The sequence below is a fragment of the Roseobacter sp. HKCCD6576-2 genome (genome assembly GCF_013179285.1).
In the GTDB taxonomy this organism is placed as follows: domain Bacteria; phylum Pseudomonadota; class Alphaproteobacteria; order Rhodobacterales; family Rhodobacteraceae; genus Rhodophyticola; species Rhodophyticola oceani.
This window is the reverse complement of the sequence record NZ_WVNW01000001.1, coordinates 66,933-87,477: the sequence shown is the minus strand read 5'-3', so window position 1 is coordinate 87,477 and position 20,545 is coordinate 66,933. Positions and strand designations below refer to the sequence as shown.

The following is a 20,545-nucleotide window of genomic DNA, read 5'->3' as shown; positions in this document are numbered from 1 at the left end:
GTGAAGGAGACGGCATGAACAATTCGGATTTCCCCGGCTGGCACGGCACCACCATTATCGGGGTGCGCAAGGGCAATGAAGTTGTGGTCGCGGGCGACGGGCAGGTGAGCCTGGGTCAGACAGTGATCAAAGGCAGCGCGAGTAAAGTGCGGCGGCTTTCGCCCGGAGGGTTTGATGTGGTTTGCGGCTTCGCTGGCTCGACGGCGGATGCGTTCACGCTGCTGGAGCGGCTGGAAACCAAGCTTGAAGCCACGCCCGGTCAGTTGCAGCGCGCGAGCGTCGAGTTGGCCAAAGATTGGCGGACGGACAAATACCTGCAAAAGCTCGAAGCGATGTTGATCGTCACCGACGGGGCCGCGCTTTATGTAATCACCGGCGCGGGAGATGTGTTGGAGCCTGAACATGGCATCGCGGCCATTGGCTCAGGCGGGAACTATGCGCTCGCCGCCGCGCGGGCGATGATCAACGGCGACAAATCCGCCGAAGAGATTGCTCGGGGCGCCATGCAAATCGCGGCAGATATCTGTGTCTATACCAACGGCAATCTGACCGTTGAGCAGATCTCGAAATGAGCGACATCAACCGCGATGACATCCGCGCCGCCGTCGGTTCGGGGATGATTTCCGAAGCGCAAGCCGCCTCGCTGATCGCGCTTGGTGATGCGCGGCGCGGCGCGCGGGAGCATATGTCGGGGCTTGATGAGCCGTTCGAGCTGTTCCGCGGCTTCAATGAGATCTTCATCGTTGTCGGCCTCGTGATTCTGTATTCCGGCTGGGTGGGGCTGACTGGCCTGAGCTTCGTGAGCGCTGAAGTCGGTTATGTTCTGGCGATTGTCTATTCGCTGATGTCGATGGGCGCCGTGGCGCTTTTGGCTCGGTATTTCACGCTGGTCCGGCGTATGGTCGCCCCCTCAATTGCTCTGGCAATCTTCTTTGCGCTTGGCGCGGGGCAATTCGGCCTCGGGCTGGGTTGGATGGTGGATGCGGAGTTCCCACTCGCGCTGACGCTTTCCGCCGGCATCTCTACACTGCTGCTGATTGGCTATTACGCCGTGTTCCGCGTGCCGTTCACCATGGCGCTGATCGCGCTCGGCACATTCGCGACGGCTTTTGGCTTTGTGACCCTTGGCGGGACGGTCCCGACCGATCCAAGCGATCTGTTCCTGCTGACCGGCGAAGGGCCATTTGCGATTCTGACCATGGTCCTCGGCATCGTCGGCCTGATTGTCGCCCTGCGCTTTGATATGAGCGATCCACATCGGATCACCCGTCGTGCGGCCAGCGGGTTCTGGCTGCATGTGATCGCAGCGCCTGCCATCGTGAACACTGTAGCGCTGTCGCTGTTCGATGTTGGGACCGTGACCGCGCAACTGCTGCTGGTCGGGTTCGTCGCCTTGATGGCGGTCTTCGCGGTGGTGATCGACCGGCGCTCCTTCCTCGTGTCCGGTGTCGGCTACATCGTTGCGCTGTCGATCACAGTGATGGAGGGCAACGCCTTCCTCGCGATCCTGCTTTTGGGCGTTGGCCTGGTCCTTCTCGGTGCAAAATGGGAAGTCTTGCGCCGCAATCTGATGGACGCCCTGCCACATTTCCCGGGCAAGGATCGCCTGCCGCCCTGGACCCTAATGACCTCTGAGGAGCCTGCTACGTGACTGACCTGACCCCGCGCGAGATTGTCTCAGAACTTGATCGGTTCATCATCGGCCAGAAAGACGCCAAGCGCGCCGTCGCTGTTGCGCTGCGGAACCGCTGGCGGCGGAAGCAATTGGCCGACGATCTGCGCGACGAAGTCTACCCGAAGAACATCTTGATGATCGGGCCCACCGGGGTTGGGAAGACCGAAATCTCGCGGCGCCTGGCCAAGCTGGCGCGCGCCCCGTTTATCAAGGTTGAGGCGACGAAATTCACCGAGGTTGGCTATGTCGGCCGCGACGTGGAGCAAATCATCCGCGATCTGGTGGACTCAGCGCAAATCATGATCCGCGAACAGATGCGCGACGAGGTCAAGGCCAAGGCCCATGATGCGGCGGAGGATCGGGTCATCGAAGCCCTCGCTGGAACAGATGCCCGCGACCAGACCCGCGAGATGTTCCGCAAAAAGCTCCGCGCAGGGGAATTGGACGATACGGTGATTGAACTGGAGGTCGCCGATACCTCCAATCCGATGCCGATGTTCGAGATCCCGGGTCAACCTGGCGGGATGGGCGGCATGCCTGGTGGAATGAATCTTGGCGATCTGTTTGGCAAAGCCTTTGGCGGGCGCACGGTGCGCAAAAAGATGAGCGTTGCCGCCAGCTATGATCTCTTGATCGACGAAGAGGCCGACAAGCTTCTGGATCAGGAAACGGTGACCCGCGAAGCGCTCCGCGCGGTCGAGCAAAACGGGATCGTGTTTATCGACGAGATCGACAAAGTGTCCGCCCGCTCGGATGCGCGCGGCGCGGATGTGTCCCGCGAGGGTGTGCAGCGGGATTTGCTGCCCCTGATCGAAGGTACAACCGTCAGCACGAAACACGGGCCGGTCAAAACCGATCATATCCTTTTCATCGCATCCGGCGCGTTCCATATCGCAAAACCTTCGGACTTGCTGCCCGAACTTCAGGGCCGTTTGCCGATCCGTGTGGAATTGCGCGCGCTGACCGAAGAGGATTTTGTACGCATCCTGACCGAGACGGACAACGCGCTGACCCTGCAATATACCGCTCTGATGGCGACGGAAGAGGTCGAAGTCAGCTTCACCGAAGATGGGATCGCAGCCCTTGCGCGGATTGCCGCCGAGGTGAATCAAGACGTCGAGAACATCGGTGCACGGCGGCTTTATACCGTGATGGAACGGGTGTTTGAGGAGTTGAGCTTCACTGCACCTGATCGATCCGGCGAGGCGATTGTCGTCGATGGCAGCTTTGTCGAGAAAAACCTCGGCGCTTTGATGAAATCCGCTGATTTGAGCCGCTACGTGTTGTAGAACGCCCAAGACAGAGATTTTGAGCAGCGATTTTGTGACACGGTATCTCGCAGTTTTGGCACTTCTGACGCTCGCGTCCTGCGCACCCCGCGCAGCGCTGGTCATCGCGCCCAGCGCGACCGATGTCAGCCAGATCGAGCGGGTTTTTGTCGCCAGCAGCCGCGTTTATGACGGCGCCAGCTTCACCAGCGAGCGGCTCGAGGGGCTTGGCTTTACGCGGTTCGATGTCGCCATACCGCCCAATCGTGAAATCGGTGAGGTGAGCTGGCCTCAGGGCGAGGTGGAAATCGAAGAAGACTTCGTTGTCACTCAAGCGGATCGGTTTCGAGATGCGAATGCTTTCCGTGCTGGTCTCCGCGCCGCTGTCGCCGCCCAACCCGCTGATGCCCGCGAAGTCATGGTGTTTGTCCATGGGTTCAACAACACGTTTGCCGACGGGCTCTACCGGACCGCGCAGATTCGCCATGATTTCGAGATCCCCGGCGTGGCCGTGCATTACTCCTGGCCCAGTCTCAGCTCGCCCTTTGGGTATGCATATGATCGCGACAGCGCCCTCTTTGCGCGAGACGGGCTGGAACAATTCTTGCGGGAAATTGCGCGCACCGGCTCTCACAACATGGTGCTGGTTGCCCATTCGGTCGGTTCGGAACTGCTGATGGAAAGCTTGCGTCAACTCCGTATCGCGGGGGCGCATGATATCCTCGACCGGATCAGCGGCGTGGTCCTGATGTCACCCGATATCGACGTGCAGGTCTTTAGAAGCCAGGCGGCGCGGCTTAGCCCGCTACCCGAACCGTTTTTCATTTTCACGTCTCAACGAGATCGGGCCTTACGGCTCTCTGCACTGGTAAGTGGCGAGCCTGCGCGCCTGGGCAATATCGGCACAATCGAGGACGTGGCAGAATTTAATGTAACCTTAATCGATGTGTCGGAGTTTCGGGGCGGCGATGCGCTCAACCACAACACGGTCGTGACGTCTCCCGCGATGATCCGGCTCTTGAGCCGCGCCGAAGCTGTAAACTCGGCATTTGAGGGGCAAGATAACAGCCCGATCGGCCTTTTGCCCGGAACAGTGCTCAGCCTACAAAACGCGACACAGGTGATATTGACGCCGAATCTTTAGCGCATGCGTCGGAGGTAAACGTAGTAAGCGCCGTCGCCCCCATGGCGAATATGTGCTTGCCGGATATCCAATACCAGCGCGCCGAGCGGCGGGGCGTTGAGCCAGGCCGGAACTTGATGACGCAGCACGCCCCGGCGAACCGGGATCGGCCCGGGATCGTCGCGATCCTTGCCTTTGCCGGTGATCACCAAGACGAGCCGCTTCTGCTCCGCCGCCGCGCTCTGGATGAAGTAAATGAGCCGTGGATGGGCATCCGCAAGGGTCAGCCCATGCAGATCAATCCGCGCCTCGGGCTTGAGTCTGCCACGGATCATCTGCCGATGCAGTCCATGATCCATCTTAACCGGTGCGTGGGCTAAGCGCTCCGTCAAGGCGGGGCTAATCTGTGGGTTTGGAAGAGATGTGCTGGCGCGTTCGCCAATGCGGAAATCTTTCACCCGGACTTTTGGAGAGGGTTTCACGCCGGCGTCGGCAGGGTGATCCTGAAACGTTCCGTCCGCGATTTTCGGTTTCCGCATCGGTTTTGTGCTGCGCGCGACACGGTCCCAAAGATCTTTGTCCTCCGCGCTTAGAGCTTTCCGTTTCCGCCCTCCCATCTTAGGCGTCCGGCACCATGCGATGGGCGATCTCTATCGGCAGCAATACGATCATTCGGCCCGGGTCGCGGATACGGCCCGCTTCTCGACCGGCCTGATCCCCTGGGCCATAGAAGATATCCGCGCGTTGCGCGCCTTGGATCGCGCTGCCAGTATCTTGCGCGATCATCAAGCGACGGATCGGCGTCTCGCCCCCCTTTTCGATCCAGACCGGCGCGCCCAGCGGCGTGTAATCCGGGTCGACTGCGATGGTTCGATGCGGTGTGATCGAGCGATTCATCGCCCCAAGCGGCCCATCGTTTGGATCAGAAATCTGGACCTCGCGAAAGAACACATAAGACGGGTTGTGGCGGAGCAGTTCCTGCCCCTCGATCGGATTTCGCCTCACCCAGGACTGAATCACCTGCGCCGAGACCTGATGCGGCTCATAGATCCCGCGACGGACCATTTCTTGCCCGATCGAGCGGTATTGATGCCCGTTTCGCCCGCCATATCCCACCCTAAGATAGCCACCTTCGGCTAATCGCACCCGGCCAGAGCCTTGAATCTGAAGGAAGAACACTTCGACCGGATCATCGACCCAGGCGATTTCCAACCCACGTCCTTCCAGCAATCCGAACTCTTCAATCTCGGCGCGTGTGCGCCAAAGCCCGTCTACTTCCGGCGGCAAACGATAAAGCGGATAGCGGAACCGCGCCGTTTGGCGGCGGGAGCCATCAAGTTCTGGTTCGAAATACCCGGTGAATAGCGCCGTGTTCTCGCCGCCGATCAGGACCGGCCTGAAAAACAGCTCAAAAAACCCGCGCGCATTGGTTTGAGATTGCGCCAACGCACAAAGCGATTGCCACTCGCTGTCGCGCATATCCATGCAGGTGTTGAGGAAGACATCCAGCGCGGCGTTGTGGTCATCGTCAGCCCAACCTTGCAGGTCGGAAAACTCCAAAACCTGTGCGGTCGGCTCAGCACTGCCGGGCATTGCCACACTCATCGACGCTGCCAGCATGAGGGCTGTCATGCGGCCGCGCATGGATCATCCGCCGGTGGCCACCAGGATCCAATTCGGATCGGAACTGCCCATTTGCCGCGAAAAGGTCCAGATGTCGCGCTGGCGTTTGATCTCTGTCGGGTCGCCTTCGACCACCTCGCCGCTTGCGTTGCGGACCACGGATGTCAGCTCACCCACAAAGCGTACGCTGACCTCGCCGGTGCTGGTGCCCCGATCAAAGCTCGCGTCATGAAGCGCCAATTCCCGGATACCAACGAAGCTGGCGTCAATCGATAGACCTTGCTCTTCGCGCTGCTGGATGACCGTTTCAAATGTCTCCATCACATCGTCGGCCAAGAACGGGCGCAGACCGTCTACGTCACCGTTCTCAAATGCCATCAAGATCATTTCATAGGCACCGCGCGCGCCGCCCAGAAACTCGCTGACGGAAAACCCTGGCTCGGCCAATTTCATTGCCGCCAGCGCCTTGGCGGCATCACTGCCATCTTCCACATGATCGGTGATGTCCCGATCCGGACCGCCATCGATCACCTCGAAATCGCGCCGTGCATTGGCCGCTGGATCGACGCGCGGCGTCGGTGGCTTTTCGAAGCCTTCCCGCGTGCCCAGAACGCTCCGCAATCTCAGGATCAAGAAAACCGCAATCCCGGCCAGAACCAGAAGCGAGATAAAGGGCGAATTCATAAGGTATCCTCGGTTGAGCGCACGGGGGCTTTATCGGCTTGTTCGTGGCACATATGTAGGTGAGGGGGCCGGTCAAGTCCATTGGCGCAAGCGCCGCAATCGGCCCAAGAGGCGACGAATAGGAAAGAACATGTGGCTCTTTGTGCTGTTTCTAATGGTTCCGCTGATCGAAATCGCTTTATTCATCCAGATTGGCGGGCTGATCGGCCTGTGGCCGACGCTGGGCGTTGTGGTTCTGACCGCGATCCTGGGGACATGGCTTGTTCGATCTCAGGGGCGGCAGGCGATTGAGAAGCTGCGACAGAGCTTCGGCGCTTTGAATGATCCGACAGAGCCCTTAGCTCATGGGGCGATGATTCTTTTCTCGGGCGCGCTTCTTCTGACGCCGGGTTTTTTCACCGATGCGGTGGGCTTCGCGCTGCTTGTGCCAGGGTTCCGCAGCCTGGTTTTTCGGGAGTTGCAAAAACGGATCATTGTGTCGTCCGTCGTTGCAGGGCAGGCGCAATGGACCTCCGATGACCGCCGTTCGGCGCAGTCCGACATCATCGAGGGCGAGTTCGAAGTCGACGAAACCCCACGACAGGGCCCATCGGGCTGGAGACGCCATTGAGGGTTCCGACCCAGGCTGCTACAGGATCGCAACCTTATTAATCGGAGTTCCTCATGGCCGAAGAAAACGGCGCCGCCGCCCCCGAAGCACAGGCGCAACAACCGGTGCCCCCACGGATGCAGATTCTCGGGCAGTTCATCCGCGATCTGTCCTTCGAAAACATCGCCGCGCAAAAGGCGATCCAGACGCAGACACAGCCCGACATTCAGGTCCAGGTGGCGCTCGACGCGCGCAAGCGTGATGCTGAGAACCAATATGACGTGATTGTGAAGCTGAAGATCGACTCGAAGACCAAAGATGAGACGCCTCAGCCGATTTTCCTGATCGAGATGGATTATGTTGGGATCTTCCAGGTCGACAACGTGCCGCAAGAGCAGTTGCATCCCTTTTTGATGATCGAATGCCCGCGGATGTTGTTCCCATTCTTGCGTCGGATTGTCTCAGACATCACCCGCGATGGCGGCTTCCCGCCGCTGAACTTGGAAAACATGGATTTCCTGGCGATCTATCGCAATGAACTCGCGCGCCGCGCGGAAGCCCAGAAAAAAGCTGACGCGTGATCAGGTGAAGCGCGCCCAAGCAGCGTCTTCACCCAGCTCTTCGACAAATCTCGCATGGTCCGCCGCCTCTTGATCTGAGAGGCGGCTGGCCAACGGCGCGGGACGCGCATAAGCCCGCCAGCCACTGCCACTCGCTTGCGCGGTTTGCACTGGCGACGCGGTCAGTCCGAAATCTGGCTGTCGACCACCGATCAACTCCAAATAAACCTCGGCCAGGATTTCACTGTCGAGAAGCGCGCCGTGTTTCTCCCGGGCACTGTTATCGACCCCAAACCGGCGGCAAAGCGCATCTAGGGAGGCCGGCGAGCCGGGGAACTTCCGTCGTGCAATCGCGAGCGTATCCAACGCCTGCGTATCGGGAATCAAGGGTTTCCTGGCCCAGCCCAGTTCGGCATTGAGAAATTTCATGTCAAAGGATGCGTTGTGGATCACCAAAACGCCGTCTGCGACGAAATCCAGAAAATCCTGAGCGATTGCCGCAAAGAGCGGTTTGTCACGTAGAAAATCATCCCCCAACCCATGCACTTCAAACGCCTCGGTCGGCATTTCGCGTTCTGGGTTGATGTATTGGTGATAGGTCCGACCGGTCGGCACATGCTGCCACAGTTCCACGGCGCCGATCTCGACAATGCGATGCCCCTCGGACGGTTCAAATCCCGTGGTTTCGGTGTCGAGAACGATTTCACGCATCAAGGCGCTCCATGATTTGGGCAATCAGAGTCTCAACCGCCGCGCGGGTTTGTTCAAGACTTATCGTTTCAATGACGAAATCCGCGCGGGCACGCTTTTCGGCGTCAGGGGTTTGACGGGCAAGGATGGTGTGAAACGTCTCTTCATCCATACCTGGCCGCGTCATCACACGGCGGCGTTGCTCTTCGGGAGACGTGGTGACAACCAGAACGCCATTGAGCCAGGTCTCGGCGTTTGTCTCGAAGAGGAGCGGTATGTCGAGCAACAGAATTGGCGCGTCGGCATGATCCGATAGAAATTGCGCCCGATCAGCGGCGACCAGCGGGTGAACCACAGATTCGATCTTCTGTAACGCGCTGTCATCCGCCGCTATCCAGGCTTTGAGTGCGGCGCGATCAACGGCACCGTCTTGGATCGCGTCAGGGCAGAGACTGGAGATTGGACCGACAGCCGCACCACCGGCAGCGTAAAGGCGATGTACTGCGTCATCGGCATCCCAAACCGGTACGCTAGCTTCGCGGAAAAACTCAGCGGTGGTGGATTTGCCCATCCCGATGGAGCCAGTGAGACCGAGACGGTAACTCATGCGGAAAGGACGGCCTGGCGCAGGTCTTCATCGACCTCAGGCAGTTTTCCAAACCACCTTTCAAACCCCGGAACGGCCTGATGCAGCAACATGCCAAGACCATCGACGGTTGGGCATCCAATGGCGTCGGCCAGGTTCAAGAGGGGGGTATGCAAGGGCGTGTAGACGATATCTGTGACCAGGGCTTCCGGTCGAATTTTCGATAGATCGATGTTAAGCGGTTGGCCGTTTTCCATTCCCAAGGATGTGGTGTTCACCAAACAGTCGATCTCGGGCAGCAGGTCCGGAATACGGGTCCAGTCCATCACATTGACCCGGGCGCCCAGTTGATCTCGCAAAGCCTCGCCCCGGGCCCTTGTCCGGTTGACCACGATGACTTCGGGCGCACCGTCAGTGAGAAGCGCGGATACAATGGCCCGCGCCGCGCCGCCAGCACCTAGAACCAAAGCTGGACCAGTGTCGGCGCGCCAATCTGGTGCGTTCTGATGAAGGTTCTGCAAGAACCCGACCCCATCGGTGTTGTCTGCTTGGATAGTCCCGTTGCTCAAGAACGTGATGGTGTTGGCGGCTCCAATAAGCGCGGCCCGGTCCGTGACGGAATCGGCCAAAGCCAGAACCTGCTCTTTATGGGGGATCGTCACATTGATACCGCGAAATCCCATCCGTGGCAGCAAGCGGAGACATTTCTTCAGATCCTTATGCCCCACTTTCAGCGGAACATAATGCCCATCGATACCATAGCGTTTCAGCCAGTGCCCATGGAGGACCGGCGATTTGCTATGGGCGATCGGATCTCCAATAACGCCGGCCAGAAGCAAGTCATTGCTCATCCTTCGATAATCCCCCGATTCACTAGAAACCCGCACAGATCTAGAAGTGGCAGCCCTAGAACAGTGAAGTAATCACCCTCGACTCGCAAGAAAAGCCGTGCGCCTTCTTCCTCCAACTTGTAAGCGCCGACGCTATCCGCAACACCGGGCCAGTTTCGGGCGAGATAAGCATCAAGATAGGTCTCACCCACAGGGCGCATTATAAGCCGCACTTGACCCACTGTTCGCCAGACAGGTTTGAGATCTTGGTAAACTACCACGGCGGAAAGTAATTGATGCCTGCCACCGCTTAACAAGCGGAGCTGCGCTCTCGCCTCGTCGAGGCTTTCCGGTTTGCTGAGAACCTGGCCTTTAAACTCCAAAACCTGATCACACCCGATGACCAAGGCATCAGGGAACCTTTCCGCTACCCGCCGGGCTTTGTACTCCGCCAGCGTGTCCGCAACATCGCGCGGGCTTGCGCCTTCTGCAGCCAGAGACTGCCTGATCGCGACTTCGTCGACCCGGGCAGGCACGGCTTCAAATGGGATACCAACTTGACGCAACATCGCCTGACGCGCGGCGGAGCTGGATGCGAGAATGACTTCGGTCATGAGATCACTGGATGGTTCTGGGGATATCTGGCAGGGCAACCACGTGGGTCAAATCGGGTATAAATCGTGCCTTCGGATGCAACCACCTGTTTCGCGTCATCCGAGGTATTTTCGCGATGTCTGTTCCACGTGTGTAGATCGTCCACACATCGCTGTGGGTGAGAGACCTGATATGAAGGACAATGGGAAGTATGCAAAGATATCCTTGAACTAATACTCGGTAAATATTTGTTTTAATGTAATAAAAGATGGGGTGTGGATAGTTGGCCGGTGCCACGCGGCAGCAATATCGCTTTGTGGATGATGTCTTGAGTAAGCTGTGCTTGGCAGACTTATCCCAGTTATCCCCGGCACAAACACAACATCATCTTTTCTTCTATTCTTTATTTTTTTATTGGGAGGCAAAGGAGCGTGCCATGATCTTGGACTTTCTAAGTGTCGCCTATCCCTGGACCAAAAGCCTGCATGTGATCTCTGTAATCGCATGGATGGCCGGGCTGTTTTACTTGCCGAGACTGTTTGTCTACCACGTGGAGCGTGTCGGTATGGCGGGCGACACCGCAGAGTTGTTCCAGACCATGGAACACAAGCTGCTACGGCTCATCATGAATCCGGCGATGATTTCCACCTGGATATTTGGGTTAGCGCTGGTTTTCACGCCGGGGGTGATCAGTTGGGCGGAGATTTGGCCTTGGACCAAAGCCGCGGCTGTCTTGGGTATGACCTGGTTTCATCACTGGCTCGGATTGCGACGAAAAGAACTTCTGGCAGGCACAGACACCCGCACTGGTCGGACCTATCGGTTGATGAATGAAGTGCCGACACTTTTGATGGTTGTGATCGTGGTTTCCGTCATTGCACGGCCTATGTGAAGGATTTGTTGACTTCGCAGGCCGTAGTTCCTATGTGAGCAGCGCAATGGGCCGTCCGGCCCTGTCGCTTCCAATTCTTATATGATCCGGCCTGCTTGAGATATCGCGGGCCCTGATGGTGTTTTCCAGACATGACAGAGACCACATTGAACCTGGCCGATCTCAAGGCCAAATCGCCCAAAGACCTTCTTGCGATGGCAGAAGAGCTCGAGATCGAGAACGCATCGACGATGCGTAAGGGCGACATGATGTTCTCGATCTTGAAAGAGCGCGCCGAGGATGGCTGGGAAATTTCCGGCGATGGTGTTCTTGAGGTTGTGCAGGATGGGTTTGGGTTTTTGCGCTCGCCCGAGGCCAATTACTTGCCGGGCCCAGATGATATCTATGTCTCGCCAGATATGATCCGACAGCACAGCTTGCGAACCGGGGATACGCTTGAAGGCGTGATCGCCGCACCCCGGGAAAACGAACGCTATTTCGGGTTGGTGAAGGTCACGAAGATCAACTTCGAAGATCCGATCAAGGCGAAACACAAGATTGCCTTCGACAACCTGACGCCGCTCTACCCCGATGAGCGTCTGAAGATGGAGATCGAGGATCCGACGATCAAAGATCGCTCTGCCCGGATCATCGATTTGGTTGCGCCGATCGGCAAAGGCCAGCGGTCCTTGATTGTGGCGCCGCCGCGGACGGGTAAGACCGTCATTCTGCAAAACATCGCCCATTCGATCGAGCAGAACCACCCGGAATGCTATCTCATCGTCTTGCTGATCGATGAGCGACCGGAAGAAGTCACAGATATGCAGCGGAGCGTAAAGGGCGAGGTTGTATCCTCAACCTTTGACGAGCCCGCCACGCGCCACGTTGCGGTATCGGAGATGGTGATCGAGAAGGCCAAGCGTTTGGTTGAACACAAACGCGATGTGGTCATCCTGCTGGACTCCATCACGCGGCTTGGTCGCGCGTTCAACACCGTTGTGCCGTCGTCGGGCAAGGTTTTGACCGGTGGTGTCGACGCCAACGCGCTACAGCGTCCCAAACGGTTCTTCGGCGCGGCGCGGAACATCGAAGAGGGTGGCTCGCTCACCATCATCGCGACCGCCTTGATCGATACGGGCAGCCGGATGGATGAGGTGATCTTCGAAGAGTTCAAAGGTACGGGTAACTCCGAGATCGTTCTGGATCGGAAAGTTGCCGACAAACGCGTCTTCCCCGCGATGGACATTCTCAAATCCGGGACCCGCAAAGAGGACCTCTTGGTCGACAAGGGCGATCTGCAGAAGACTTATGTGCTGCGGCGGATTCTGAACCCGATGGGGACAACGGATGCCATTGAGTTCTTGATCTCGAAACTCAAGCAGACAAAGACTAATTCGGAATTCTTCGATTCAATGAACACCTGACGTTATCCGACCTAGGGGTCTGATCTCATGGATACGATCTTTGCCCTGGCATCCGCGCCAGGCCGTGCGGGTGTCTCGGTTGTGCGGGTGTCTGGACTGAACGCCCACGAGGTTGGTCGCTTAATTGCGGGTGATTTGCCGAGTGTCGGTCGGTCCGGGCTTCGTACATTGCGGTCGTTGACGGGAGACGTTCTTGATCAGGCCTTGGTTCTTGTTTTCTCTGGGCCAAACAGCTTCACAGGCGAAGATATTGTTGAATTTCAGGTACATGGCAGTGTCTCAGTCGTAAAAAGCTTGTTGTCGACCCTCGCGGAAACGGGGTTGGCCCGTGCGGCGGAAGCCGGGGAGTTCACGCGCCGCGCCCTGATGAATGACCGGCTCGATCTGGCGCAAGTTGAAGGACTCGGAGCGTTGATCGAAGCCGAGACTGAAGCGCAGCAACGACTGGCGATGAAAGTCTTCAGTGGGCGTTTGGGCGATGTCGTTGAGGAGTGGCGTAAGGCTTTGTTGCGAGCCGCGGCGCTTCTGGAGGCCACAATCGATTTCGCTGACGAAGAGGTGCCGGTCGATGTGACGGATGAGGTAGTGGGGCTGATTAGCGCCGTTTCCGATAGCCTGGACAAGGAGATCGCAGGCAGTCATGTGGCGGAGCGAATTCGAGATGGGTTCGAGGTGTCCATATTAGGGGCACCGAATGCCGGCAAATCGACTTTGCTGAATGCGCTTGCCGGTCGAGAAGCGGCGATCACATCGGAGATCGCTGGAACAACGCGGGATGTGATCGAGGTCCGCATGGACCTTGGTGGGCTTGCGGTGACCTTGCTTGATACGGCCGGGTTGCGAGAGGCCCAAGATCAGATTGAGCAGATCGGGATTGCTCGCGCTCGTGATCGAGCGGCGGCAGCTGACCTGCGCGTTTATCTGAAAACGACGCCTAACGAGGTCGTGCCGATTGAGCTGGAGAAAGGGGATATCGTTCGTATTGGGAAGGCGGATCTTTTCCCCAGTTTATCTGGTGGTGTGTCCGGGCTTTCCGGAGCGGGTGTGTCGGATCTGGTTAATGAGATCACAGATCAGCTTTTGAACCGCGCGGCGCGGGCTGAGACCGCGACACATGCGCGGCACAGGGATGCGATGGTTGCTGCGCTGTCTGCTTTGGTGGCTAGCCGGTCGGAGGTCGAATCGGGTATGGATCGAGCGGAGTTTGCCGCAGAGCATATTCGCGAGGCGGTGCGGCGGCTGGATGGTCTGGTTGGCCGGATTGATGTTGAAGCGGTTCTTGGCGAGATATTCGCCAGTTTTTGCATCGGGAAATAGGAGTGTTTCACGTGAAACACTGGGACTTTGATGTTGTCGTCGTAGGTGGCGGTCATGCCGGAAGCGATGCGGCCTTCGCGTCGGCCCGCGCTGGCGCCGAGACCGCGTTGGTGACTTTGCGGCGAGACGCAATTGGGACCATGTCTTGCAACCCGGCAATTGGCGGATTGGGTAAGGGGCACCTCGTCCGGGAGATCGATGCTCTTGGCGGTGCTATGGGGCAGGTGGCGGATCGATCAGGCATCCAGTTCCGTCTTCTCAACCGCAGCAAGGGCCCGGCGGTGCAGGGGCCGCGGACGCAATCCGATCGGGCGCTTTATCGTCAGGCGATGCAAGACGTCATGGGGAATACAGCGCGTCTGTCGATTATCGAAGGCGAAGCGGTCGACTTTCTGATGAGAGACGGTCGCGTCTGCGGCTTATCTCTTGCTGATGGGTCGGAAATTCGTGCCGGTGCGGTCGTTCTGACGACAGGAACATTTCTACGGGGTGTGATTCACATTGGTGATAAGCAACACCCAGGCGGGCGGATCGGTGACAAGCCTTCTATTCCAATGGCAGAACGGATCGACAGTTTTGGTTTGCCGCTTGGGCGCCTGAAGACGGGAACGCCGCCCCGGCTGAAGCGCCAGAGTATCAATTGGGATATCCTGGACCATCAGCCGGCGGATGCAGAACCGGCGATGTTTTCCTTCCTGTCTGATGGCCCTTTTGTGCGGCAGATCAGCTGCGGAATCACTCATACGAATGTGCGAACCCATGAGATTATTCGCGCCAATCTTGATCGTTCGGCGATGTATGGCGGCCATATTGATGGTGTTGGGCCGCGGTATTGCCCGTCGATCGAAGACAAGATCGTGCGCTTCGCGGATAAAGAGTCTCACCAGATTTTCCTTGAGCCAGAGGGGCTTGAGAGCGATGTGGTCTATCCAAATGGTATCTCGACGTCACTTCCGGTCGAAGTGCAGGATGATTATGTGCACTCGATCAGAGGCCTGGAAAACGCAGAGATCACGCAGCCTGGCTATGCTATAGAATATGACTATGTCGACCCGCGCGCCCTATCACCGACGCTTCAGGTGAAAGAGGTGCCCGGGTTGTATCTTGCGGGGCAGATCAATGGCACGACGGGATATGAAGAAGCCGCTGCGCAAGGGTTGGTTGCCGGCTTGAACGCAGCGCGGACGACATTGGGCCAAGACGAGGTAATCTTGGGCCGGGACCAAGCTTACATCGGTGTGATGATTGACGATCTCGTAACGCGTGGCGTTACGGAACCCTATCGGATGTTCACATCAAGGGCTGAGTTTCGATTGACGCTTCGTGCAGATAATGCAGATCAGCGGCTCACCCCTCTCGCAGATGATTTGGGGATCATCACCAACGCGCGAAAGCAGAAGTTTTCCGAGAAGATGGACCGTTTGGCGGCGGGATATGCCCAAATGGATGCTCTGTCGTTGTCGCCGACCGAAGGGCGCTCTCACGGGTTGCGGATCAACCAAGACGGCGTTCGACGGAAGGCCGTTGATCTTCTGGCGTTTCCAGACATTCAGATGGAAACGCTTGATCAGATTTGGCCGGAGTTGACGGAGCTTGATCAAGAAATCCGGAGTCAGATTGGCCGCGAGGCTCTCTATGCCAAATACATAGAGCGCCAGGCAAAGGATGTCGCGGCGCTAAAACGAGACGAAGCCTTGTTGATACCGGATGGGTTTTCGTTTGAGGGAATTGACGGGCTGTCGAACGAGCTCAAAGGCAAACTGGTGACAGTTCGGCCCCGAACCTTAGGGCAGGCCGGTCGAATTGATGGGATGACTCCAGCCGCTTTGACGCTTTTACTCACGAAAATCCGCCAGTCCGAGCGCAAATCCGCATGACGGAAGACGACGCGCGCGCCCTCATTGCTCGCGATGTTTCACGTGAAACATTCGAACGGCTAGAGGCCTATGCCGCCGCGTTGGTGAAGTGGCAAAAGGCGATCAACCTGATTGCTCCCGCGACGGTGGATCATCTTTGGCAAAGGCACTTCCTTGATAGTGCGCAGGTTTTCCCCCATCGCCTAGTCGATACCGGTCTCTGGCTTGATCTAGGGAGCGGCGGCGGTTTTCCGGGCCTGGTTTGTGCCATTTTGGCCGCGGAGAAAGCGCCAGAACTTCGGTTTGGCTTCATTGAAAGCGACCTTAGGAAGGGGAGCTTCTTGAGGGAGGTTGCTCGGCAAACCGGCCTGAAGATCGCGGTTTTGACACGACGGATCGAGGATGCGCCACTCCAATCCGCAAATGTCATCTCTGCGCGCGCCCTGGCGCCGCTGTCTCGGCTCTGCGACTTATCGCACCGACATTTGGCGCCCGGCGGGGTTTGCCTGTTTCAAAAGGGTGAATCGCATGCGGCGGAGCTAGACGCAGCCCGCGCAGAATGGCACATGGACGTGACGACATTTGCCAGCCAAACTGCCCCCAATGCCGTGATCTATCGGATAGGAGAGCTTTCCCGTGCCTGATCACCACCGTGCCCGGATCATCGCCGTCGCCAACCAAAAGGGCGGTGTCGGTAAAACAACGACCGCGATCAATTTGGGGGCCGCTTTGGCCCTCGAAGGTCAACGCACCTTGATTCTTGATCTTGATCCTCAGGGAAACGCGTCAACCGGGCTTGGGATTGATAGCCGAAATAGGGATCTCACAACCTACGATCTGATCCTGGAGGAGACTCCTCTCTCAGATATTGTGAGCGAAACTGGGCAAGAAAACCTCTGGATCGCGCCCGCCACGACAGATCTGAGTTCTGCCGATATCGAGCTTGTTTCCAACGAAAACCGCGTTTTTATGTTGAAAGACAGCTTGAGCAATCAAGCCACCAAAGGATTTGATATTGTTCTGATCGATTGTCCGCCGTCGCTCAACCTTTTGACGGTCAACGCGATGGTTGCGGCAGATGCCGTTCTGGTCCCGCTACAATCGGAGTTCTTTGCGCTGGAGGGGCTTTCGCAACTGATGCTGACGATCCGCGAAGTTCGGCAGACGGCGAACCCGGGCCTGCGGATCGAGGGGATTGTGCTGACCATGTATGATCAGCGCAATAATCTCTCGCACCAGGTCGAAGAAGATGCCCGCGAAACGCTTGGCGATTTGGTCTACGAAACCCGCATTCCGCGAAATGTCCGGTTGAGTGAAGCACCATCTTACGCGATGCCGGTTTTGCAATATGATCCGATGTCGCGCGGAAGCCTGGCATATCGCGACCTGGCGCAAGAAATGCTGAGCCGAGAACTACAATCGGCATAGGAGGCGATATGAGCTCGAAGAAGGAGAAACGCGGTCTGGGACGCGGCTTGTCAGCTTTGATGGCCGACATTGAGCCAGCGACCGAACGCGCTGCGGAGGCTCGAGCTGAGGAGGCGCCGCGCCGCTCTGAACTCCAGATTCCGATCGAACATATCCAACCGAACCCGGACCAACCTCGGCGGGTCTTCACCGAAGAAGCGCTCGAGGAGCTCGCGGCCTCGATCCGAGAGAAAGGTGTGATCCAACCCTTGATCTTGCGGCCTGATCCGAACGCCAGCGAGAAGTATCAGATTGTTGCTGGCGAACGCCGGTGGCGCGCCGCGCAGCGCGCGCAGCTACATGAAGTGCCGGCTATTGTCAGAGACTTCGATGATACGGAGGTTTTGGAAGTTGCGATTATCGAGAATATTCAGCGTTCGGATTTAAACGCGATGGAAGAGGCGGCGGGATATCGTCAGTTGATGGACCGTTTTGGCCATACGCAGGAAAAACTTGCGGAAGCGATGGGGAAGAGTCGCAGCCATGTCGCCAATCTTATGCGGCTTTTGACGCTGCCGGAGGAGGTCCAAGGTTTCGTGCGCGACGGTCAGCTCTCGGCGGGCCATGCCCGTGCAATGATCACCGCAGAAGACCCTTTGTCACTGGCGCGCAAGGTGATCTCCAAAGCCCTGTCGGTGCGGGATGTTGAGCGGCTGGCAAAGTCTCAGGCATTTGGCAGCCAGCCCAAGCGTGGTCACAGTCCGAGCAAAGATGCGGACACGAAGGCCCTTGAAGGAGATCTGTCTGCCGCGATCGGAATGAAGGTCAGCATCGATCATGAAGGCGAGGCAGGGTCTGGAAAATTATCAATTAAATACAAAGACTTGGCAGAGCTTGATGATATCGTCCGGATACTGAATCGCGGTTAGGTGATCAAGAGCTCCCGCAAGATCGCGTTTAGGACTGGGCGGCCTTTCGAGGTCGTTTTCAGTTGATGGCCGGACACCTCCAAGAAATCATCATCGCATAGTCGATTGAGCGTTTCGGGATCGATTGGCGAGGCATTCAACCGCGCGAAGCGCTCCAGATTTGTGCCCTCGGTCAAGCGGAGGCTCATCATCAGATATTCCTGCGCTTGATCCTCTGCCGTGATCTCGACGCGGTCTAACTCACCGTTCTGATTTTGCGCCACGCGGTCAAGCCACGCGGTTGGGTGGCGCGCAGTTTCGGTCGCGAAACGGTGGCCGTCAAATGTGAGACGGCCATGAGCGCCTGGGCCGATTCCAAGGTAGTCTCCACATCTCCAGTAAATCAGGTTGTGGCGTGACTGAGCGAGATCGGCGGCATGATTAGACACTTCATAAGCTGGAAATCCGGCTTTGTCGCAAAGCTCCTGCGTGAGATCATACATATCGGCGCCCAGATCGTCCGTTGGAAGCCCGGGAAGGCGCCCGATCCGGTGACGATCGCCAAAGGCGGTGCCGTCCTCAATCGTCAGCTGGTAGAGAGATAGGTGGTCAACGGCCAATGACAGAGCCTGTTTCAGTTCCTTCCGCCAATCGTCTAGGCTCTGATGTTGTCGCGCATAGATCAGATCGAAACTCACCCGCTCAAACGCGGACCGAGCGATATCAAAGGCTTCAAGCGCGTCTTTAACCGAATGCAACCGCCCCAACGCCTTGAGATCACTCTCATTTAGCGCCTGAATCCCCATCGAGATCCGTGTCACCCCGGCGTCCCGAAATCCATCAAACCGGCCTGCTTCGACAGACGTGGGATTGGCCTCAAGCGTGATTTCCAAGTCATTGGCGACAGGCCAAGCTTCGCGGATCTTCTCGATGATCGCGGCAACCACGTCAGGTGACATCAGAGACGGCGTTCCGCCTCCAAAAAAGACACTATTTAAGGTTCTTTGGCCGGTTTCTTGCCCCGCGCGCGAGATTTCGGAGAGATAAGCCTGTTGCCATTGCGCTTGATCAATCTCCGCAGAAACATGGGAGTTAAAGTCGCAATAGGGGCATTTGGCTTGGCAGAACGGCCAATGAAGATAGAGGCCGAAGCCACCATTCTGCCAATCAGGCGCGCTCAAATATGCTCACCAGCTTGCGGGTTGCATCGGCGCGGTGGCTGATCTTGTTCTTTTCCCACCGATCCATCTCACCAAAGGTTTGGTCGTAACCGTCCGGTTGGAAAATCGGATCATAGCCATGGCCTTGATCGCCGCGCATCGGCCAGACCACTTGACCTTCCATCACGCCGGGGAACACCTCGTCATGCCCATCTGGCCAAGCCAGAACCAGCGTGCAGCAGAACCGTGCGGTCCGCGGATGCGCCGCCTGTCGTTCTTCCAGCATGTCATGGGTCTTGGTCATCGCCATGACGAAATCGCGTCCATTGGCCGTTTCCGCCCAATCTGCGGTGTAAACGCCCGGCGCTTTGTCCAGCGCATCAATCTCGATCCCGCTGTCATCCGCCAGTGCCGGGAGGCCCGTTGCTTGCGCCGCCGCATGCGCTTTAAGCCGGGCGTTGTCGACGAAGGTGGTGCCGGTTTCGTCCGGTTCGGGTAGATTGTGGTCTTTGGCCGACGTGACGGTCACGCCAAAGGGCTCCAGAAGATGCTGCATCTCCTCGAACTTGCCCTGATTATGGGTCGCGATGAGGAGCGTTTTGCCTGTGAAGCGGCGCATTTAAGCAGTTGCCTTGGCTTGAGCGGCCACAAGTTCGGCCACGCCTTTGTCCGCGAGGGCCAAAAGCTCCGCAAACTGATCGCGGGAGAAGGTCGAGCCTTCGGCGCTGGCCTGCAACTCAATCATCTGGCCATTCCCGGTCATCACGAAATTCGCGTCCGTTCCGGCTTCGCTATCCTCGGGATAGTCCAAATCCAACACCGGCTGCCCGGCATAAACGCCACATGAAACAGCGGCGACATGATCTGTCATCGGATCAGAGAGGACATCGCCCGCCGCCATGAGCTTGTTCACCGCCAGCCGCAGGGCAACCCAACCCCCGGTGATCGAGGCGCAACGGGTTCCGCCATCAGCCTGGATCACATCGCAATCGACCGTAATCTGACGCTCCCCGAGCGCAACCCGGTCAATGCCAGCCCGCAGCGACCGGCCAATGAGCCTCTGAATTTCCTGCGTTCGGCCCGATTGCTTGCCCGCTGTTGCCTCGCGGCGCATCCGCGTGTGGGTCGCGCGCGGCAGCATGCCGTACTCGGCTGTCACCCAGCCCAGCCCGGTATTTTTCAGAAACGGCGGCACGCGTTCTTCAAGTGACGCAGTGCAAAGCACATGCGTGTTGCCGCATTTGATCAGGCAAGAGCCCTCGGCATGCGCGGTCACGCCAGTTTCAATGGAAATGGGGCGCAGCTCGTCTAGGTTTCGGCCGGAAGGACGCATATCTGACTCCGTGGAGATAATGTGCCCGTGGGATAGTCCGGGGGGAC

The 20,545-nt window shown here is 57.9% G+C and carries 23 protein-coding genes; 13 read left to right on the top strand and 10 right to left on the bottom strand.

The window, feature by feature from the left end; all coding sequences use genetic code 11:
• Nucleotides 1-14: 14 nt before the first annotated feature.
• From hslV to GTF44_RS00400, 4 genes are read left to right on the top strand one after another with little or no spacing between them, the layout of a single operon-like run.
• Nucleotides 15-572, top strand: coding sequence for an ATP-dependent protease subunit HslV (gene hslV / locus GTF44_RS00415; RefSeq protein ID WP_171559034.1), 558 nt, complete (start codon nt 15-17; stop codon nt 570-572).
• The gene (locus GTF44_RS00410; protein WP_171559031.1) at nt 569-1,651 is read left to right on the top strand and encodes a hypothetical protein; all 1,083 of its coding nucleotides are present in this window, start codon (nt 569-571) and stop codon (nt 1,649-1,651) included. Before hslV ends, GTF44_RS00410 begins: the two co-directional genes overlap by 4 nt.
• A complete protein-coding gene (hslU, locus tag GTF44_RS00405) occupies nt 1,648-2,964 on the top strand; it encodes an ATP-dependent protease ATPase subunit HslU (protein WP_171559029.1) in 1,317 nt (438 codons plus the stop codon). The genes GTF44_RS00410 and hslU overlap by 4 nt, the downstream gene beginning before the upstream one ends.
• Nucleotides 2,965-2,983: 19 nt before the next feature.
• Entirely contained in the window at nt 2,984-4,087 is a 1,104-nt protein-coding gene (locus GTF44_RS00400; protein WP_171559025.1) for an alpha/beta hydrolase, read from the top strand.
• On the opposite strand, the gene GTF44_RS00395 is transcribed toward GTF44_RS00400, so the two are convergent.
• From GTF44_RS00395 to GTF44_RS00385, 3 genes are read right to left on the bottom strand one after another with little or no spacing between them, the layout of a single operon-like run.
• A complete protein-coding gene (locus tag GTF44_RS00395; RefSeq protein ID WP_171559023.1) occupies nt 4,084-4,683 on the bottom strand; it encodes a Smr/MutS family protein in 600 nt (199 codons plus the stop codon). The two genes, GTF44_RS00400 and GTF44_RS00395, sit on opposite strands and share 4 nt — an antisense overlap.
• A gap of 1 nt (nt 4,684) precedes the next feature.
• The gene (locus tag GTF44_RS00390) at nt 4,685-5,698 is read right to left on the bottom strand and encodes a murein transglycosylase A (protein WP_253261242.1); all 1,014 of its coding nucleotides are present in this window, start codon (nt 5,696-5,698) and stop codon (nt 4,685-4,687) included.
• 15 nt (nt 5,699-5,713) lie between these two features.
• On the bottom strand, nt 5,714-6,373 hold the full coding sequence (locus tag GTF44_RS00385; RefSeq protein ID WP_171559018.1) for a Tim44/TimA family putative adaptor protein: 660 nt from the start codon (nt 6,371-6,373) through the stop codon (nt 5,714-5,716).
• 130 nt (nt 6,374-6,503) lie between these two features.
• On the opposite strand from GTF44_RS00385, the gene GTF44_RS00380 reads away from it, so the two are divergent.
• Both GTF44_RS00380 and secB read left to right on the top strand, forming a co-directional pair.
• Complete coding sequence (locus GTF44_RS00380; RefSeq protein WP_171559015.1) at nt 6,504-6,983, top strand: FxsA family protein; 480 nt, start codon at nt 6,504-6,506, stop codon at nt 6,981-6,983.
• A 53-nt stretch (nt 6,984-7,036) separates the two neighbouring features.
• Complete coding sequence (gene secB, locus GTF44_RS00375; protein ID WP_145213643.1) at nt 7,037-7,543, top strand: protein-export chaperone SecB; 507 nt, start codon at nt 7,037-7,039, stop codon at nt 7,541-7,543.
• On the opposite strand, the gene dnaQ is transcribed toward secB, so the two are convergent.
• Genes dnaQ through GTF44_RS00355 form a run of 4 tightly spaced genes read right to left on the bottom strand, consistent with a single transcriptional unit; the run spans nt 7,544 to nt 10,242 of the window.
• Entirely contained in the window at nt 7,544-8,233 is a 690-nt protein-coding gene (dnaQ, locus tag GTF44_RS00370) for a DNA polymerase III subunit epsilon (RefSeq protein ID WP_171559011.1), read from the bottom strand.
• Nucleotides 8,226-8,819, bottom strand: coding sequence for a dephospho-CoA kinase (gene coaE / locus GTF44_RS00365; protein WP_171559008.1), 594 nt, complete (start codon nt 8,817-8,819; stop codon nt 8,226-8,228). Before coaE ends, dnaQ begins: the two co-directional genes overlap by 8 nt.
• The gene (locus GTF44_RS00360; protein WP_171559005.1) at nt 8,816-9,649 is read right to left on the bottom strand and encodes a shikimate dehydrogenase; all 834 of its coding nucleotides are present in this window, start codon (nt 9,647-9,649) and stop codon (nt 8,816-8,818) included. The genes coaE and GTF44_RS00360 overlap by 4 nt, the downstream gene beginning before the upstream one ends.
• Nucleotides 9,646-10,242, bottom strand: coding sequence for a nucleoside triphosphate pyrophosphatase (locus GTF44_RS00355; protein ID WP_171559002.1), 597 nt, complete (start codon nt 10,240-10,242; stop codon nt 9,646-9,648). Before GTF44_RS00355 ends, GTF44_RS00360 begins: the two co-directional genes overlap by 4 nt.
• A 416-nt stretch (nt 10,243-10,658) precedes the next feature.
• Between GTF44_RS00355 and hemJ the strand changes: the two genes are divergently transcribed.
• From hemJ to GTF44_RS00320, 7 genes are all read left to right on the top strand, one after another.
• Complete coding sequence (gene hemJ / locus GTF44_RS00350; protein WP_145213659.1) at nt 10,659-11,114, top strand: protoporphyrinogen oxidase HemJ; 456 nt, start codon at nt 10,659-10,661, stop codon at nt 11,112-11,114.
• A 131-nt stretch (nt 11,115-11,245) separates the two neighbouring features.
• Nucleotides 11,246-12,517 (top strand): transcription termination factor Rho, encoded by a 1,272-nt coding sequence (rho, locus tag GTF44_RS00345; protein WP_145213662.1) that lies wholly within the window; start codon nt 11,246-11,248, stop codon nt 12,515-12,517.
• Nucleotides 12,518-12,544: 27 nt separating this feature from the next.
• Nucleotides 12,545-13,834, top strand: a complete 1,290-nt coding sequence (mnmE, locus tag GTF44_RS00340; RefSeq protein ID WP_171558999.1) for a tRNA uridine-5-carboxymethylaminomethyl(34) synthesis GTPase MnmE — start codon at nt 12,545-12,547, stop codon at nt 13,832-13,834.
• 11 nt (nt 13,835-13,845) lie between these two features.
• Nucleotides 13,846-15,711: a tRNA uridine-5-carboxymethylaminomethyl(34) synthesis enzyme MnmG gene (mnmG, locus tag GTF44_RS00335; protein WP_171558996.1), complete on the top strand. Its 1,866-nt coding sequence runs from the start codon at nt 13,846-13,848 to the stop codon at nt 15,709-15,711.
• Nucleotides 15,708-16,334 carry a 16S rRNA (guanine(527)-N(7))-methyltransferase RsmG gene (gene rsmG, locus GTF44_RS00330; RefSeq protein ID WP_171558994.1) on the top strand — a complete coding sequence of 209 codons (627 nt, stop codon included), beginning with the start codon at nt 15,708-15,710 and terminating at the stop codon, nt 16,332-16,334. Before mnmG ends, rsmG begins: the two co-directional genes overlap by 4 nt.
• On the top strand, nt 16,327-17,118 hold the full coding sequence (locus GTF44_RS00325; protein ID WP_171558991.1) for an AAA family ATPase: 792 nt from the start codon (nt 16,327-16,329) through the stop codon (nt 17,116-17,118). Before rsmG ends, GTF44_RS00325 begins: the two co-directional genes overlap by 8 nt.
• A gap of 8 nt (nt 17,119-17,126) precedes the next feature.
• Nucleotides 17,127-18,026, top strand: a complete 900-nt coding sequence (locus tag GTF44_RS00320; protein ID WP_171558988.1) for a ParB/RepB/Spo0J family partition protein — start codon at nt 17,127-17,129, stop codon at nt 18,024-18,026.
• On the opposite strand, the gene hemW is transcribed toward GTF44_RS00320, so the two are convergent.
• The 3 genes from hemW to rph are packed head-to-tail and all read right to left on the bottom strand — an operon-like array spanning nt 18,023 to nt 20,498.
• Nucleotides 18,023-19,186: a radical SAM family heme chaperone HemW gene (gene hemW, locus GTF44_RS00315; protein ID WP_171558985.1), complete on the bottom strand. Its 1,164-nt coding sequence runs from the start codon at nt 19,184-19,186 to the stop codon at nt 18,023-18,025. The genes GTF44_RS00320 and hemW overlap by 4 nt on opposite strands.
• Nucleotides 19,173-19,784, bottom strand: coding sequence for an RdgB/HAM1 family non-canonical purine NTP pyrophosphatase (gene rdgB / locus GTF44_RS00310; protein WP_171558983.1), 612 nt, complete (start codon nt 19,782-19,784; stop codon nt 19,173-19,175). Before rdgB ends, hemW begins: the two co-directional genes overlap by 14 nt.
• Complete coding sequence (gene rph, locus GTF44_RS00305) at nt 19,785-20,498, bottom strand: ribonuclease PH (protein ID WP_171558980.1); 714 nt, start codon at nt 20,496-20,498, stop codon at nt 19,785-19,787.
• Between the last annotated feature and the right edge of the window lie 47 nt (nt 20,499-20,545).

Excerpts from the sequence above, each read along its gene's own strand:
- hslV (WP_171559034.1), top strand. The coding sequence starts at position 15 with ATGAACAATTCGGATTTCCCCGGCTGGCACGGCACCACCATTATCGGG.
- GTF44_RS00410 (WP_171559031.1), top strand. The coding sequence starts at position 569 with ATGAGCGACATCAACCGCGATGACATCCGCGCCGCCGTCGGTTCGGGG.
- GTF44_RS00395 (WP_171559023.1), bottom strand. The coding sequence starts at position 4,683 with ATGGGAGGGCGGAAACGGAAAGCTCTAAGCGCGGAGGACAAAGATCTT.
- GTF44_RS00390 (WP_253261242.1), bottom strand. The coding sequence starts at position 5,698 with ATGACAGCCCTCATGCTGGCAGCGTCGATGAGTGTGGCAATGCCCGGC.
- GTF44_RS00385 (WP_171559018.1), bottom strand. The coding sequence starts at position 6,373 with ATGAATTCGCCCTTTATCTCGCTTCTGGTTCTGGCCGGGATTGCGGTT.
- GTF44_RS00380 (WP_171559015.1), top strand. The coding sequence starts at position 6,504 with ATGTGGCTCTTTGTGCTGTTTCTAATGGTTCCGCTGATCGAAATCGCT.
- secB (WP_145213643.1), top strand. The coding sequence starts at position 7,037 with ATGGCCGAAGAAAACGGCGCCGCCGCCCCCGAAGCACAGGCGCAACAA.
- dnaQ (WP_171559011.1), bottom strand. The coding sequence starts at position 8,233 with ATGCGTGAAATCGTTCTCGACACCGAAACCACGGGATTTGAACCGTCC.
- coaE (WP_171559008.1), bottom strand. The coding sequence starts at position 8,819 with ATGAGTTACCGTCTCGGTCTCACTGGCTCCATCGGGATGGGCAAATCC.
- GTF44_RS00360 (WP_171559005.1), bottom strand. The coding sequence starts at position 9,649 with ATGAGCAATGACTTGCTTCTGGCCGGCGTTATTGGAGATCCGATCGCC.
- GTF44_RS00355 (WP_171559002.1), bottom strand. The coding sequence starts at position 10,242 with ATGACCGAAGTCATTCTCGCATCCAGCTCCGCCGCGCGTCAGGCGATG.
- hemJ (WP_145213659.1), top strand. The coding sequence starts at position 10,659 with ATGATCTTGGACTTTCTAAGTGTCGCCTATCCCTGGACCAAAAGCCTG.
- rho (WP_145213662.1), top strand. The coding sequence starts at position 11,246 with ATGACAGAGACCACATTGAACCTGGCCGATCTCAAGGCCAAATCGCCC.
- mnmE (WP_171558999.1), top strand. The coding sequence starts at position 12,545 with ATGGATACGATCTTTGCCCTGGCATCCGCGCCAGGCCGTGCGGGTGTC.
- rsmG (WP_171558994.1), top strand. The coding sequence starts at position 15,708 with ATGACGGAAGACGACGCGCGCGCCCTCATTGCTCGCGATGTTTCACGT.
- GTF44_RS00320 (WP_171558988.1), top strand. The coding sequence starts at position 17,127 with ATGAGCTCGAAGAAGGAGAAACGCGGTCTGGGACGCGGCTTGTCAGCT.
- rdgB (WP_171558983.1), bottom strand. The coding sequence starts at position 19,784 with ATGCGCCGCTTCACAGGCAAAACGCTCCTCATCGCGACCCATAATCAG.
- rph (WP_171558980.1), bottom strand. The coding sequence starts at position 20,498 with ATGCGTCCTTCCGGCCGAAACCTAGACGAGCTGCGCCCCATTTCCATT.